The organism is Gordonia sp. YC-XJ4 (assembly GCF_059511865.1).
This window is the reverse complement of sequence record NZ_CM183447.1, coordinates 4761676-4775186: the sequence shown is the minus strand read 5'-3', so window position 1 is coordinate 4775186 and position 13511 is coordinate 4761676. Positions and strand designations below refer to the sequence as shown.

The 13511-nt window shown below is 68.6% G+C and carries 13 protein-coding genes and 1 pseudogene; 8 read left to right on the top strand and 6 right to left on the bottom strand.

The window, feature by feature from the left end; genetic code table 11:
- The first annotated feature begins 23 nt into the window (after window positions 1–23).
- Together AC5ZH6_RS21150 and AC5ZH6_RS21145 are read left to right on the top strand one after the other, a co-directional pair.
- Window positions 24–1571, top strand: a complete 1548-nt coding sequence (locus tag AC5ZH6_RS21150) for an NCS2 family permease (protein ID WP_006368208.1) — start codon at window positions 24–26, stop codon at window positions 1569–1571.
- A 263-nt stretch (window positions 1572–1834) separates the two neighbouring features.
- Window positions 1835–2275, top strand: coding sequence for a MarR family winged helix-turn-helix transcriptional regulator (locus tag AC5ZH6_RS21145; protein WP_006368209.1), 441 nt, complete (start codon window positions 1835–1837; stop codon window positions 2273–2275).
- Window positions 2276–2326: 51 nt separating this feature from the next.
- Here AC5ZH6_RS21145 and AC5ZH6_RS21140 read toward each other — a convergent pair whose 3' ends face one another.
- Complete coding sequence (locus AC5ZH6_RS21140; RefSeq protein WP_006368210.1) at window positions 2327–3568, bottom strand: GNAT family N-acetyltransferase; 1242 nt, start codon at window positions 3566–3568, stop codon at window positions 2327–2329.
- Window positions 3569–3750: 182 nt separating this feature from the next.
- Here AC5ZH6_RS21140 and AC5ZH6_RS21135 point away from each other — a divergent pair, with 182 nt between their 5' ends.
- Both AC5ZH6_RS21135 and AC5ZH6_RS21130 read left to right on the top strand, forming a co-directional pair.
- Entirely contained in the window at window positions 3751–4602 is an 852-nt protein-coding gene (locus tag AC5ZH6_RS21135; protein ID WP_265078064.1) for a TrmH family RNA methyltransferase, read from the top strand.
- Window positions 4599–4985, top strand: coding sequence for a DUF2537 domain-containing protein (locus AC5ZH6_RS21130; protein ID WP_265076937.1), 387 nt, complete (start codon window positions 4599–4601; stop codon window positions 4983–4985). Before AC5ZH6_RS21135 ends, AC5ZH6_RS21130 begins: the two co-directional genes overlap by 4 nt.
- 32 nt (window positions 4986–5017) lie before the next feature.
- Here AC5ZH6_RS21130 and AC5ZH6_RS21125 read toward each other — a convergent pair whose 3' ends face one another.
- The 4 genes from AC5ZH6_RS21125 to serC all read right to left on the bottom strand — a co-directional run bounded on the left by AC5ZH6_RS21125 (window position 5018) and on the right by serC (window position 8997).
- Window positions 5018–5803 carry a DUF6928 family protein gene (locus AC5ZH6_RS21125; RefSeq protein ID WP_006368214.1) on the bottom strand — a complete coding sequence of 262 codons (786 nt, stop codon included), beginning with the start codon at window positions 5801–5803 and terminating at the stop codon, window positions 5018–5020.
- 8 nt (window positions 5804–5811) lie between these two features.
- Window positions 5812–6864 (bottom strand): septation protein SepH, encoded by a 1053-nt coding sequence (gene sepH, locus AC5ZH6_RS21120; RefSeq protein ID WP_265076936.1) that lies wholly within the window; start codon window positions 6862–6864, stop codon window positions 5812–5814.
- A 199-nt stretch (window positions 6865–7063) separates the two neighbouring features.
- Window positions 7064–7831, bottom strand: a complete 768-nt coding sequence (locus AC5ZH6_RS21115) for a class I SAM-dependent methyltransferase (protein WP_265076935.1) — start codon at window positions 7829–7831, stop codon at window positions 7064–7066.
- Between the two features lie 23 nt (window positions 7832–7854).
- Window positions 7855–8997 carry a phosphoserine transaminase gene (gene serC, locus AC5ZH6_RS21110; protein ID WP_006368219.1) on the bottom strand — a complete coding sequence of 381 codons (1143 nt, stop codon included), beginning with the start codon at window positions 8995–8997 and terminating at the stop codon, window positions 7855–7857.
- A 114-nt stretch (window positions 8998–9111) separates the two neighbouring features.
- Between serC and AC5ZH6_RS21105 the strand changes: the two genes are divergently transcribed.
- Genes AC5ZH6_RS21105 through AC5ZH6_RS21095 form a run of 3 tightly spaced genes read left to right on the top strand, consistent with a single transcriptional unit; the run spans window position 9112 to window position 12316 of the window.
- Entirely contained in the window at window positions 9112–9798 is a 687-nt protein-coding gene (locus AC5ZH6_RS21105) for a TetR/AcrR family transcriptional regulator (RefSeq protein WP_288337181.1), read from the top strand.
- Window positions 9795–10733, top strand: coding sequence for an ABC transporter ATP-binding protein (locus AC5ZH6_RS21100; protein WP_006368221.1), 939 nt, complete (start codon window positions 9795–9797; stop codon window positions 10731–10733). Before AC5ZH6_RS21105 ends, AC5ZH6_RS21100 begins: the two co-directional genes overlap by 4 nt.
- Complete coding sequence (locus AC5ZH6_RS21095) at window positions 10730–12316, top strand: ABC transporter permease (RefSeq protein ID WP_288337180.1); 1587 nt, start codon at window positions 10730–10732, stop codon at window positions 12314–12316. The genes AC5ZH6_RS21100 and AC5ZH6_RS21095 overlap by 4 nt, the downstream gene beginning before the upstream one ends.
- A gap of 20 nt (window positions 12317–12336) precedes the next feature.
- Here the strand turns inward: AC5ZH6_RS21095 and AC5ZH6_RS21090 are convergent, their stop codons facing one another.
- Complete coding sequence (locus AC5ZH6_RS21090; RefSeq protein ID WP_006368223.1) at window positions 12337–12582, bottom strand: hypothetical protein; 246 nt, start codon at window positions 12580–12582, stop codon at window positions 12337–12339.
- Window positions 12583–12852: 270 nt separating this feature from the next.
- Between AC5ZH6_RS21090 and AC5ZH6_RS21085 the strand changes: the two are divergent.
- Window positions 12853–13461, top strand: a pseudogene (locus tag AC5ZH6_RS21085) (ATP-binding protein); the annotation flags it as partial.
- Window positions 13462–13511: the final 50 nt, after the last annotated feature.

Below are 13511 nucleotides of genomic sequence, written 5' to 3'. Positions count from 1 at the left end.
GGGCTTCAGGGTAGCTTTCCGGTGTGTCCACCGATTCCTCGAGTCAGCCCCCGAAACCGACTCCCGCCCAGTCGACGGAATCCAGCGCCCGGTCGACGGAATCGGGCGCCCAGTCGACGCAGGAGAGCGCCCGGTCGACGGGCGCGCTCGACCGTTTCTTCAAGATCTCCGAGCGCGGGTCGACGCTGGGTCGGGAGTTCCGCGGCGGCCTGGTCACCTTCTTCACGATGGCCTACATCGTCGTGCTCAATCCGATCATCATCGGCGGCATCCCCGGCGAGCCGCACAACGCCGACGTCCTCGGGCACGTGTTGCCGATCGCCCAGGTCGCCGCCGTCACCGCGCTCGTCGCCGGCGTCATGTCGATCATCTTCGGTCTCGTCGCCAACTATCCGTTCGCGATCGCCACCGGCCTCGGGATCAACAGCCTGCTCGCGGTGACCATCGCGCCGCAGATGACGTGGCCCGAGGCGATGGGTCTGGTCGTCATCGACGGCATCATCATCGTGTTGCTCGCGGTCACCGGGTTCCGTACCGCGGTGTTCAATGCCGTTCCGGCCGAACTGAAAGCGGCCATCGCCGCGGGTATCGGCGCGTTCATCGCGTTCGTCGGATTCGTCGACGCCGGCTTCGTCCGGCGCATCCCCGACGCCGCCGGGACGACGGTGCCGGTGCAACTGGGCAGCGGCAACTCGATCACCACCATCCCCACGCTGGTGTTCGTACTCGGCGTACTGCTGATGGGCGTGCTGGTGGTCCGACGGGTCCCCGGCGGACTCCTCATCGGTATTGCGGTGACCGCGGTCGCCTCGCTCATCCTGGAGTCGGTGCTGCACCTCGGATCGGGTGCCACCAAGCCCGGCGGGTGGGGATTGTCGGTGCCCGAGATCCCGCACTCACTCGGTGGACTGCCGAATCTGAGCCTCGTCGGTGATGTCGACCTGTTCGGTGCCTTCACCCGCGTCGGTGTGCTCGCCGCATGTGTGCTCGTGTTCGCTCTGGTGCTGTCGAACTTCTTCGACGCGATGGGCACGATGACCGGCCTCGGCAAGGAGGCCGGGCTGACCGACGCCAAGGGCAATCTGCCGGGCATCGGACGGGCACTGGTGGTGGAGGGCACCGGCGCGATCGCCGGTGGTGTCGCGTCGTCGTCGTCGAACACCGTCTTCGTCGAATCGGCGTCGGGTATCGCCGAAGGTGCGCGGACCGGTCTGGCCAACATCGTCACCGGCGTGCTGTTCCTCGCGGCGATGTTCTTCACCCCGGTCTACGAGGTCATCCCGAGTGAGGCCGTCGCGCCGGCACTGGTGATCGTCGGCGGACTGATGATCGCGCAGGTGCGCAGCATCGACTTCACGAACTTCGCGATCGCGCTGCCGACCTTCCTGACCATCGTCACCATGCCGTTCACCTACTCGATCGCCAACGGCATCGGCGTCGGTTTCATCAGCTGGGTGGTGATGGCGACCGCGGCGGGCAAGGCGCGCACGGTGCATCCGTTGATGTGGCTGGTGGCCATCGTCTTCGTCGCCTACTTCGCGCGGCAGCCGATCTCCGATCTCCTCGGCTGAGGACCGCACTCGTGCGCGCTGCCTCGTCTCCGATCGGCTCGTACGACCCACGAAGAGTAGGGGAAGAGTGTTCTTCCCCTACTCCTTCGTTCTTCCCCGCGAAATTTCTTGCGGAGGAAGGGATTGCTCGGGGAAGAGTCGGGGAAGCACCACGTGGCCGTCGCGACGGGACTCGCGCACATGTGAGGACATCTGTGGTCCGTAGAAGCGACATTCTCGCCGCGATGCTGCGGAATTCCTGAGAAGAACATAATATTTGCGCCGTGGAGCTTGTTGTTGAGGGTGACGAACGGCTGGCCGGGTCGCTGTCGCTCGCGATCGTACGTATGGCCCGGCGGCTGCGACTGCGTCGCGACAACGAACTCGTGTCGTTGACGCAGCTCTCGGCGCTGAACACCCTCTATCACGAGGGGTCGATGTCGCCGGGTGCGCTCGCCGCGGCCGAACGCGTCAAACCGCCGTCGATGACGCGGGTCATCGCCTCGCTCGCCGACCTCGGCATGATCAAGCGTGAGGCGCACCCCACCGACGGTCGGCAGGCCATCGTGACCTTGGCGCCGGCCGGGGAGCGGGTCATCGCGAACGAGGTGGCCGCCCGCAAGGCGTGGCTCAACGACCGGCTCGAGGAGCTCTCCGACGAGGAACGCGCGACGCTGAGCGCCGCCGTGCCGATCCTCGAGCGGATCATCTCCGACGACAGCTGACCTCCGACCCGTCGGGCCGAGAGGAGGGTCGGGTCGGCGCGGGAGGTCGGGTCAGAAGAAGGTGCCGGCGAACGGTGCCCGGGTCGTCGCGAACGCCCGGTCCAGCGCGTCGAGCGTGGCCGGCGAATCGGTCCACAGTCGTCCCGCCGCGGCGAACTCGTGCGCGGAGATCCCGCCGAGGTAGAGGCTGGAGAGCACCGAGGTGTCCAGTCGCACGGTCGGTTGGGCCTCGCTGTGCACCACGACGGCGGCACCGTTGCGGACGGTGAGGGCAAAGGTTCCGCCGCGCCCGGCGAAGCGATCGCCCACCTCGAGGACCACGTCGAGATCGGCGTCGTATCGTCGCGCGCCGAGCGCGGCGGGCACGTCGAGGATGCGTAACCACATCTTGTCGACCAGGCCGGTCACCTCGACCGAGCGCAGGTTCAGCAGCTTGCGCGGAAGGGGGTCGTCGACCGGGATGGACGCGTGCAGGGTCGGGATGAGGTCGAGGGAGATCAACACCCGCCACAGATCGGTGTGGGCGTCCTCGGTGACCGCCACGACCTCCTCGATCTCGGCGTGTACCTCGCCGTCGGCGACGCCCTTGAACACCCGGTAGCTCGCGTACCCGTCGTCGTGCAGCAGGTAGTGCAACCCGCTCGCGGCCGGCGGGCGTTCGGAGTCGCGGTCGGCCAGGATCGGCGCCCACCACTGCTCGGTGCGGGCGAGGGCGCCCGGTCGGGTCGCGGTCCACCGGTGATGGATGTCGGCGACGGCGGCCGCCACCTCGTCGGGGTGGGCGAAGCGCACCGTCGCGTGGGACGGGTGCTCGGCCCGCATCCGAGCCGATGACCCGATGCGGATCGAATGCGCGAAGCACGCCGGCCCGAAGCCGAAGCGCTCGTAGATGGTGCCCTCCGATGCGGTGAGGATCGCAAAGGTCTGCCCTTCGTCGATCCACTGGCGGGTCAACTCGGTGAGCATCCGCCGCAGGATGCCGCGGCGACGATGAGTCGCGGCCACCGACACCCACGACAGTCCGGCTGCATCGGCGACGGCTCCGCCGGGCAAGGTCATCGACATCCGGTAGAACATCGACACCCCGACCAACGGCACCGACGACACATCGGTATCCCGGACGACGATGACGTCGGAATCGGAGACCTTGGCGCGCAGGTCATCTCGTTCGTCGTCGGGGATCGGGTTGCGCATCGCGAACGCCCGGGCGTCGGCGGCGATGATGTCGTCCCAGTCGTCGTCGGTGGCGCGGTTCAGGCTCAGATGGTCGATCGTGGCATCGGCACTGTTCACGACTCCACGTTGTCATACCGGACTCGTCACCGGGCCCGTCGGGTTCGGATCGGCGAGTGTCCCCGGTCGCCGCTTTGGCAGACTGACTGGTTGTGTCCGACGCGCCTTCCCCTCCCGTGCCCCCCAGCCCTGTCCACTCGAGTCCGGTCCACTCGGGTCCCGTGCCGGCCGGGAGACTGCCGGTGCGGGTGATCGACATCGACGATCCCGCCGACGAGCGGGTCGACGACTTCCGCGATCTCAATTCGGTCGACCGGCGTCCGGATCTACCCGCCCTGCCCGGCGGCCGGCGTGGCCGGGGTCTGGTCATCGCCGAGGGCGTCCTCGTCGCCCAACGGATGATCGCCTCCCGCTTCACCCCGCACGCCTTCCTCGGGGTTTCGCGGCGACTCGACGAACTCGCCGACGACGTGCGGGTGGTCGGGCCGGAGAACACCGACCCGGCCGTCCCGTTCTATCGGGCCACTGCCGAGGTGATGGCCGAGATCGTCGGGTTCCATCTCAATCGCGGGGTCCTGGGGGTGGCCCGCCGACCACCGGTCCGCCACGTCGATGAGGTGCTCGCCGGCGCGCGGACGGTGGCGATCCTCGAAGGCGTCAACGACCACGAGAACATCGGGTCGATCTTCCGTAATGCCGCGGGGCTCGGGGTCGACGCCGTCCTGTTCGGGTCGGGCTGTGCCGATCCGCTCTATCGGCGCAGTGTGCGGGTGTCGATGGGGCACGCCCTGTTGGTGCCGTCCGCGCAATTCGACGAGTGGCCCGCGGGACTCGACGACGTGCACCGGCATGGTTTCACCACGGTGTCGCTGACCCCGGACCCGCAGGCCGCGGTCCTGGCCGAGTCGGTGGACGCCGAGCGCGTCGCCTTCCTCGTCGGCGCCGAGGGCCCCGGACTGGCCAGGGCCACCATGCGTGCCACCCATGTGCAGGCACGGATCCCGATGAGTCGGGGCACCGACTCGCTCAATGTCGCCACCGCGGCGGCGATCGCCTTCTATGAGCGCGTCCGGTCGGGCACGATGGGGCAATGAGCGATTCGGGCGAGCGCACCGCCGACCGCACCCCCGCGTGGACGATGTACATCCCCGAGCCGCAGCGGGTGATCGCGGGATCGGCCGATGGTGCCGACCTCGAGCCATGGCGCCGCCACGAGCCGACGCCGTGGACACTCGGGCTGCTCGTCAGTGCGGTGGCTGTGGCCTTCTGCTCGCTGGTGACCGTCGGGGTCTACAGTCTGGCGGAGTCGCTCGCGCACGGCGTCGGTCTCGTCGCGATCTTCGTGCTGGCCCCGGCGACTGCGTGGACGTTGTGGGACTTCAGGTTTCGCCCGGTGTGGCGGTGGATCGTGTGGGGTGCGCTCACCGGGCTGCTCGCCGGGGTCGGTTCGGGTATCGCTCTGTTCGCCATCTCGTAGCGACAGCGAAAAACGTTGCGGTGACCGAGGTGTCAGGAGCCGCCGAAGCCGAAGTACCGGGCCAACCGGCCGCGGCCGCGTTTCGGTTCACCGCCGCCCTGTTCGTCGGGCGTCGGCGGTGGTGTCGCCCGCGCACGTGACGCGGCGTGGTAGCGCTCGATGTCCTCGCTCGTCGGTTGGTAGTCCGCCGGATGAATGGCGAACGCGGTCACCGGGATTCGGGCCGGGTCGGAGTCGGTCGGCGCGAGGGGATGAGTGAAGCGGAAACCGAGCCAGGCCCGGTTGGATTCCTCGGCGAGTTGCTGCGGGTGAAAAGGCAGGGCCAGCGGGTCGGGGGCCACCCCGTCGGCGTAGCGCAGCGGATGTTCGCCGCCCCAGAACGGTCCTTCGAATCCGAAGGGCACGCCCTCGTCTTCGAAGTAGTCCACCGGTGTCGCCGAGAACGAGCGCCGCAGCTCCCCGTTCTCCCATCGGGCGAAGGCGCCGGTGCCGGTGGCCGGATCGGTGTAGAGCACCGTGGCTGCGGCACTGCGCTGGATCGACGCGATCGTCCGCGTGAGTGTGCTGGGCCGCTCGGTGGCGAACAGCGAGCACGACAACACGCTCAGCGGCCCGTAGAAACCGGCGTAGACGTGCGAATCCGTCGCACTCATCGCCGACGCGAGGTCGGTGTCGACCATCGGCAGTAGGACGCTGTCGCCGTAGATGGCCGACGCCAGGCGTCCGGCAGCGGTCACGTCGTTGGTGACTCCGTCACGGATCACTCGCGCAGGATCATCGGTATCGATGAACCAGAGTGTGACTGCGCGCGCCGACATCGTCCCCCTCAGCTGTTCGGATTGCTACGGACACCCAGCAGGACGTCCTCCCAGGCAGGTACCGGTGGTTTGCGTGACTTGCGCCGACGCTGCGCGGTGACCGGGGTCGGCGCGGGCGGTGCGTCGTCGGTGGTGTGCGCCGAATCGTCGGCGCTGTCGGTGTCGACGGCGTGGCTGTCGGCGTCCTCGGCCGTCGCGACGTCGTCGGAGGTCTCCGAGGGTTCGGTGCCGACCTCGACGTCGTCGCGGTGGCGCCCGTGCGGTTCGGTGCCGTGCGGGTCTGCGGAGTCGAAATCGAGTGCGTAGGTGCCGTGCTCGTCGAAGGGGGCATGCGCGGGATCGTGTCGGCTGCGTTGGGCACCGATGATCGAGTCGGCGTCGAGGGTGACCTGCTCGCGGCCCGCATCGTCGACGTCGACGACGGGCGCGGGAACCGGAGTGATGACCGGGGTCGCGACAGGCGTCAGGCGTCGGCGCGGCTCGATCAGTTCCGGATGGGTCAGCTCCTCGGCGAGGTCGTCGAGCGGGTCGGCGGTTCCGCCGTGCGCACCGGGGTGATACCGCCAGTGCGCGCGATGCTCGGTGTGGCCGACCTGCCAGGCGATCTGCACCGCCCAGTAGCCGTCCTCGCCCTTCCAGGCGTCCCAGGCCGCCTCCGACGGATTCTGGCCGAACGCGACGAGCCCCTCGGTGACGACGTCGCCGAGGGTGAGTTCCGAGGGTCCGTCGTGACGCAGGGGATGAGCCAGCGCGGCGAGTTCGGCGGCCCGGCTGCGTTCGAGCAGTACCGGGTGGGCGAATCGTTCGATCTTGTCGGTGCTGACCCCGGCGATGGCGGCGACCTCGGCGACGGTGGCGCCGGCCCGGATGCGGGACTGGATCTCGCGTGGTCGCAGTGAGCTGGTCATCTCGATCTCGATCTGTCCGAGGCGGGACAGATCGCCGCGGGCGGCGGCACGGAGGCGTTCATCGGCGGCAATGGTGAACTTCTCACCCGACTCGTCTTGGCAGATGACTCGGGAGCCGCCGGCGTCGACGCCGACCACTCGAAGTTCACGCATCTGCTCCTCCTCCGGTTGACCACGAGCGCGGGCATTGTGGCCAGGTTAGACCACCGAACGTCGCGGATCGGGCCGGACACGCGGGCCGGAGTCGCCCGGCGGTACGGCGGAAACGCGCAGTTCAGCCCGACAGTGGCGGACGTGACCCATGCGTCGGATGGGACGTATGTGCTCCAGGGTAGCGTGTGGGCCCGCTCGGTCAGGCCGTCACCGGTGCTCGGCACACGAGTGCCACGGTGCTGTTGCGCACGCGTACCCCGTCGTTCCCGAGGAACTCGGAGAGACGGGAGCGCAATCGCGCCGCGGTGTCCGCATCGAGGGTGAGCTGGCGCGAGTACGTGAACGCCAGGTTCACGTAATCCTCGGTGCTCAGGTGGGTCTCGACGGCGAATCGATCGATGGTCGGCGTCAGTCCGGCGCTCGTCAGCAGTTCGTGCGCGCGGTCCTCGGCGCGTGATGCCTCCCGGGTGGTCGGCACCGCGTCCGCGCCGCACACCTCCCGGTAGATCTCGCGGATCCGTGCTTCTGAGGGCTCGATGGCCGCCGCGCGGTTCCACAGCAGGGCCAGGCGGCCGTCGGGGTTGAGCAGCGAAGGGATGCGGGCGAGTGCGACCTGTGGGTCGACCCAGTGGAACGAGCGGGCGAAGACCACCAGATCAAAGGTGCGTCCACGCGCATCCCATTCCTCGAAGGTCGCCTCCTCGACGACGATGCCCTTCGTGCGGGCCTTCTCGGCCATCAGTGGGTCGGGTTCGACGGCGAGCACGCTCGCGCCGGCCGCGGCCATCGGCGCCGAGACCATGCCCGTGCCTGCGCCGACGTCGAGCACCGACATGCCCGGGACAGGTAGGAGTCGCTCGATGACCTCGGGCGGGAACGGCGGACGGTAGCGGTCGTAGGCGTCGGCGACCGGACCGAAGGATTCGGCACGCCGGCGATCGAGATGACTGGGCTGGCTGGTGGTCACCTCATCGAGTATGCGCCCGCGGGCTACAGGCGCTCGACGATGTAGTCGATGCTCGCGGTGAGCTTGCTGACATCGTCAGGGTCGATTGCCGGAAACATCCCGATTCGCAACTGGTTTCGGCCCAACTTGCGGTACGGCTCGGTGTCGACGACGCCGTTGGCGCGCAGGGTCTTGGCGACGGCGGCCGCATCGATCTCGTCGTCGAAGTCGATGGTGCCGACGACCTGGCTACGCAGGGTTGGGTCGGTGACGAACGGCGTTGCGAATTCCGACTTCTCGGCCCAGGAGTACAGGCGCGAACTCGAATCGGCGGTACGTGAGACGCACCAGTCCAGGCCGCCGTTGCCGAGCATCCACTGGATCTGGTTGTCCAGCAACAGCAATGTCGACAGCGCCGGAGTGTTGTAGGTCTGGTTCTTGCGACTGTTGTCGACCGCGGTCGGCAGCGACAGGAACTCCGGGCACCAGCGGTCGGTGCCGGCGATCTGTTCGATCCGGGCGAGGGCCGCCGGGCTCATCGCGGCCAGCCAGATGCCGCCGTCGGCGGCGAAGCACTTCTGCGGGGCGAAGTAATAGACGTCGGTCGCGGCGATGTCGACGGGCAGTCCGCCGGCGCCGGAGGTCGCGTCGATGGCGATCAGCGCGTCGTCGGCGCCGTCGGGGCGGGAGACCGGCACCGCGACACCCGTGGAGGTCTCGTTGTGGGCCCAGCCGATCAGATCGACGCCACCGAAGTCGTCGGCCGTCAGCGCGGCCGGGTCGGGGGCGGTACCGGGATCGGTCGAGATCACCGCGGGGGAATCGAGGAACGGCGCCTTCTTGGCGACGGTGGCGAACTTCGACGAGAACTCACCGTAGGTCAGGTGCAGGGAGCGGCGCTTGATCAGGCCGAACGACGCGGCATCCCAGAAGGCGGTGGTGCCGCCGTTGGACAGCACGATCTCGTAACCGTCGGGGAGGGCGAACAGTTGCGACAGTCCTTCGCGCACCGAGCCCACCACGTTCTTCACCGGGGCCTGACGATGGCTGGTGCCGATCACCGAGGCGCCGATGTCGACGAGGGATTGCAGCTGCTCCGGCCGCACCTTGGACGGTCCACAACCGAAACGCCCGTCGGCGGGCAGCAGGTCGGCGGGAAGGGTGATCGGGGTGGCGGCGTCGCTCATGGGCGCAATTCTAGGGCTGTGGCCCTCGCCACTGCGCCGCGGCCCGTCGTCCTGCGACGACGAGGCAGATGCGCACCCTTGACCGAGGCTGAACGCATGTTTAGCCTATTGAACATGCGTATAGCCGAGCGGGGTTCGGATTCGGTCGCCGGTGACGACCGGAACACCCGTGCCCGCCTGCGCGACACCGCGATCGAGATTTTCGCCCGCTCCGGCTTCGGGGCCTCGGTCCGCGCGATCGCCGAGGCCGCAGGAGTCAGTCCGGGTCTGGTGATCCACCACTTCGGGAGCAAGGACGCGTTACGGTGTGAATGTGATGCCCACGTGCTGCGCCAGACTCGTGAGGCGAACCGAGAGAGTCTCGAGAGATCGCCCGGCGCACCGGCTTTCGCGTCGATCCTGGCCCAGATGGACACGCTCGAAGACCAAGGGCCGCGCATGGTCTATCTCATTCGGAGTCTGCAGGCCGGGGGAGACATGGCGCGCGAACTGCTCGAACAGCTCGCTGCCGATGCCGAGGTCACCCTTCGGGCCGGTGTCGCCGACGGGACGATCAGACCCTCCCGGGACGAGCCGGCCCGGGCGCGTTACCTCCTCGCCCAGTCCCTCGGTGCGCTGCTGGTCGACCTCGTGATGAATCCGCCGGAGGACTGGTCGGATGCCGGTGCGATCCTGCGTTCGCACACCGACCGGGTGGTGATCCCGGCGACCGAACTCGCGGTCCACGGCGTCATGGCCGACGACTCACTGCTCGATGTGGTGCTGCGCTATCAGGACGACAAACCAGGAGGACGACGATGACCGATGCACATGAGGGCCGGGTCGGCTTGCCCGACCCGGTGATCGAGGTTGCCGGGCTGACAAAGCATTTCGGCTCGTTCCGTGTCCTCGACGGATTGGACCTGCGGGTGCGCCCCGGTGAGGTCGCGGGTTTCCTCGGACCCAATGGCGCCGGTAAGTCGACCACCATCCGGGTGCTGCTCGGACTCTATCGATATGACGGCGGAACGGTGCGCGTCTTCGGTGCCGACCCTCATGCCGACGCCGTCGCGATCCATTCGCGGCTGGCCTACGTACCCGGGGATGTGAACCTCTGGCCGCAGCTGACCGGCGGTCAATGTATCGATCTGCTGTTGTCGCTGCGGGGCATCCGGGCCGAATCCGCATCCCGCCGAGCCGAACTCATCGATCGTTTCGACCTCGACCCGACAAAGAAGGCCTCCACCTATTCCAAGGGCAACCGGCAGAAGGTGGCCCTGATCGCCGCGCTGGCCGCCGACACGGAGTTGCTCATCCTCGACGAGCCCACGTCGGGACTCGATCCGCTGATGACCCATCAGTTCACCGAATGCGTACGGGAGTGTGCGACACAGGGATCGGCGGTGCTGATGTCGAGTCACATCCTCGCCGAGGTCGAACAGCTCTGCGACACCGTGACGATCATCCGTGACGGCCGCACCGTCCAGTCCGGCTCGCTGCGCGACTTGCGGCACCTACGACGCTCCCGGGTGACCGCGACCGTCGCCGGCGACTCCGCCGACCTGGCCTCGGTGACCGGTGTCCACGACTTCGAGCAGCGGGCCGAGGGCGAGGTCACCTTCACCGTCGATGACACCGGATTGGTCGCGGTGACAAGGGAGCTGGCCGACCGGGATGTGCGCACGCTCGCGGTGACCCCACCAAGCCTGGAGGAGTTGTTCCTGCATGCCTACGGTGAACGTCTGGAGGCCCGGTGATCACCGGCTACCGGCTGCTGTTCGGGCTGGCGCTGCGGCGCGAACGGATTCTGGCACCGGTCACGGTGGTCATCTTCGTGCTGGTGAATCTGGCGACCGCGGCCTCGATCGCCTCGGCCTATGGAACGCCGGAGAAGCGACGCTTGCTGGCGGCCGGTCCGGGGGCCAACGCCGCCTTCCGTTTCCTGCTCGGCGACACCGTGCACATCCAGTCCATCGCCTCGGCAACCGTCTGGCGCGCAGGTCTTTTCATGATCGCCGCGCTCGGCGTGTGCACGGTGTTGATGGTGGTGCGCCAGACCCGCCGGGAGGAGGAGCTCGGTCGTGCGGAACTGATCCGGTCCGGGGTGGTCGGGCCGCTCGCGCCGACCGCGGCGGCGGCCAGCGTCGCGTCGCTGTTCGGGATCGCGGTGGCGGCGCCGATGGCGTTGATGCTCTTCGGATTCGGCGCGGACGCCGCGTCGGTCGGCATCGTCTTCGCCCAGTACGCCGGCACCGCGCTCGCCGCCGTCGGCGTGGGACTGCTGACCGCGCAGGTGGCGGCGACCGGGCACATCGGCAATCTCGTCGGCGCCTCGGTCGTCCTCGTTGGCTATCTGTTGCGCGGAATCCCGGACGCCACCGGCGACGTGGGGTGGTTGCGGTGGATCAGCCCGGTCGGCTGGGCGCAGGTGATGGACCCGTTCGGCGCCAACAACGCGTGGCCGCTGCTCGCGGACCTCGCGGTGCTGGCTTGTTGTGGTGCCGCTGCGGGCTGGGTGGCCGGCCATCGCGATCTCGGCGGCGGCCTCATCGCCCCGCGACCCGGCCCCGCGGGCACCGACCGGCTGCCGAACGTGGAGGCGATGGTCGCGCAGACCTCGACGCCGCTGCTCCGGTCATGGCTCGGCGGTCTCGGTGTCTACGCACTCGTCATCGGCTTCATGGGACCGTCGGTCGACCAACTGGCACAAGGGAATCAGCTGGTCACCGACGTACTCTCGGCACGTCTGGGCGGCATCGGTCTGAGCACCGTGTTCGCGGTGACGATGACCTCGATCCTCGCCGTCGCGGCCGGCGCGTGGGCGGTCACCCTCGCCGAACGGATGCGCACCGAGGAGGCCTCGGGCCGCGCCGAAGCGGTGCTCGCGACCCCGACCGCGCGAGGTCGGTACTTCCTGGCCTACGCGCTCGTCGCCGGTGGCGGGCTGGTGGCGGCGATGGTCGTCACCGCGGTGTGCATCGTCGTCGGCAACGGCATCGCCGGGGGCGGATGGGCCACGCCCGCCGCGCATCAGGCGCAGATCGCCGCGGTCCAGCTCCCGGCGATGTTCGTCATCGGCGCACTGGTGGTGGCGCTCTATGCGGTGGCGCCCGTGCTGGTGCACCTGGGGTGGCCGGTGGTGGTCGTCGCCCTGCTCCTCGGTCCGCTGTCGGGGATGTTCAACCTGCCGCAGTGGGTCGACGACCTCTCGCCGTTCACCCACGTCCCGCTCGTCCCGGTGGAGCCGATGCGATGGCTGCCGGTGGTGGTGATGCTGTGCGTCGCCGGCGGACTCGTGCTGGTCGGATGGATCTCGTTCCGACACCGCGACATCGGCTGAGCAGCGTCAGCTCGGCGAAGTCAGCCCGCGAGGCCCTTGGCGGTGCCGACGGCGATGTCCTTGGCCTCGATCGCCTTGTCCTTGACCTCGATGCCCAGACGCGCCACCACGGCGGCCTTGGCCGCGGGATCGAGCTCGTCGATCGTCTCCTCGATCTTCGCGGTGGCCGCGTCCACGAGGGTCTTCTCCCGCCGCAAGAACACCAGTAGCGCCACGATCAGCCCGAGGCCGACGATGATGAGAGCGATCTTCGCGTTCTTCGACACGTCGATGGGTCCTTTCGCTGGAGGTGGCCCGCGGCCGTCGCGGGTCCCGTCCCCAGTCTGCCTCACGTGGTGAGGTGCGACGGAGAGTTGATACGGGGAGTATGTTCGCGATGTCCGGTATGCGCGCCGGGCGCACCACGCGATCGAGGCCAGGGGCTCACTGTGCTGGAATGGAACGGCGTCGATCCGGGCCTGTTCACCTCGGTGCTCGATCGCGCCGAGGGCGGCGTGCCGACGGTTCTGGTGGTCGAGGGCTAACCCGGACTCGGCAAGACCAGCCTCCTGGCGGACCTGATCGCGCAAGCACGAGATTTTCGGGTCCTGACGGCCGACGGCGTGCAGAACGATCGCGCACCGTATGCGCTGCTGACCCAATGGGGAGTCGAACCGGGTCGAATGTTCGACGGTGGGCAATCCACGCCCCGGGTGGCTGCCCAAGGACTGCGTGACCGCCTCGATGCGTTGGCCGCCGCCGGACCGGTACTGCTGGTCGCCGACGACCTGCAGTGGGCTGACCCGGAGTCGGTCGATGCGCTGCTCTGGCTGTTGCGACGCACCGCCGGGGATCGGCTGCTGGTGGCGGTCGGCACGCGGCCGCCGGCGCCTGGGCAACACCCCGACTGGAAGCGGTGGATCGAGGGTCCCGGCGCAGCGGTGACGATCACGCTGACCGGTCTGACGCGCGGGCAGGTGGCCGAGATGGCACGTCGTCGGTGGCCGAGTATCTCCGACGAACTGGTGGGTCGGCTGCACGAACACACCGGCGGCAACCCGTTGTATCTGAAAACCCTTCTCGCCGAACACGAGCTTGCGAGGAGTTCTCGGCGGTGGAACATCCCGCCAGTGCGGTCAACGCCGTCGCGACGACCCCCACCGTGAGAAGGCGGAATTTCAGATTCATGACGGGCTCCGATCCAGATGTGACCTGC

Bases quoted from the DNA above. Each gene is read 5' to 3' on its own strand.
- serC (WP_006368219.1), bottom strand. From the start codon at position 8,997: ATGAGCGACGCCGCCACCCCGATCACCCTTCCCGCCGACCTGCTGCCC.
- AC5ZH6_RS21105 (WP_288337181.1), top strand. From the start codon at position 9,112: ATGCGTATAGCCGAGCGGGGTTCGGATTCGGTCGCCGGTGACGACCGG.
- sepH (WP_265076936.1), bottom strand. From the start codon at position 6,864: ATGCGTGAACTTCGAGTGGTCGGCGTCGACGCCGGCGGCTCCCGAGTC.
- AC5ZH6_RS21100 (WP_006368221.1), top strand. From the start codon at position 9,795: ATGACCGATGCACATGAGGGCCGGGTCGGCTTGCCCGACCCGGTGATC.
- AC5ZH6_RS21125 (WP_006368214.1), bottom strand. From the start codon at position 5,803: ATGTCGGCGCGCGCAGTCACACTCTGGTTCATCGATACCGATGATCCT.
- AC5ZH6_RS21130 (WP_265076937.1), top strand. From the start codon at position 4,599: ATGAGCGATTCGGGCGAGCGCACCGCCGACCGCACCCCCGCGTGGACG.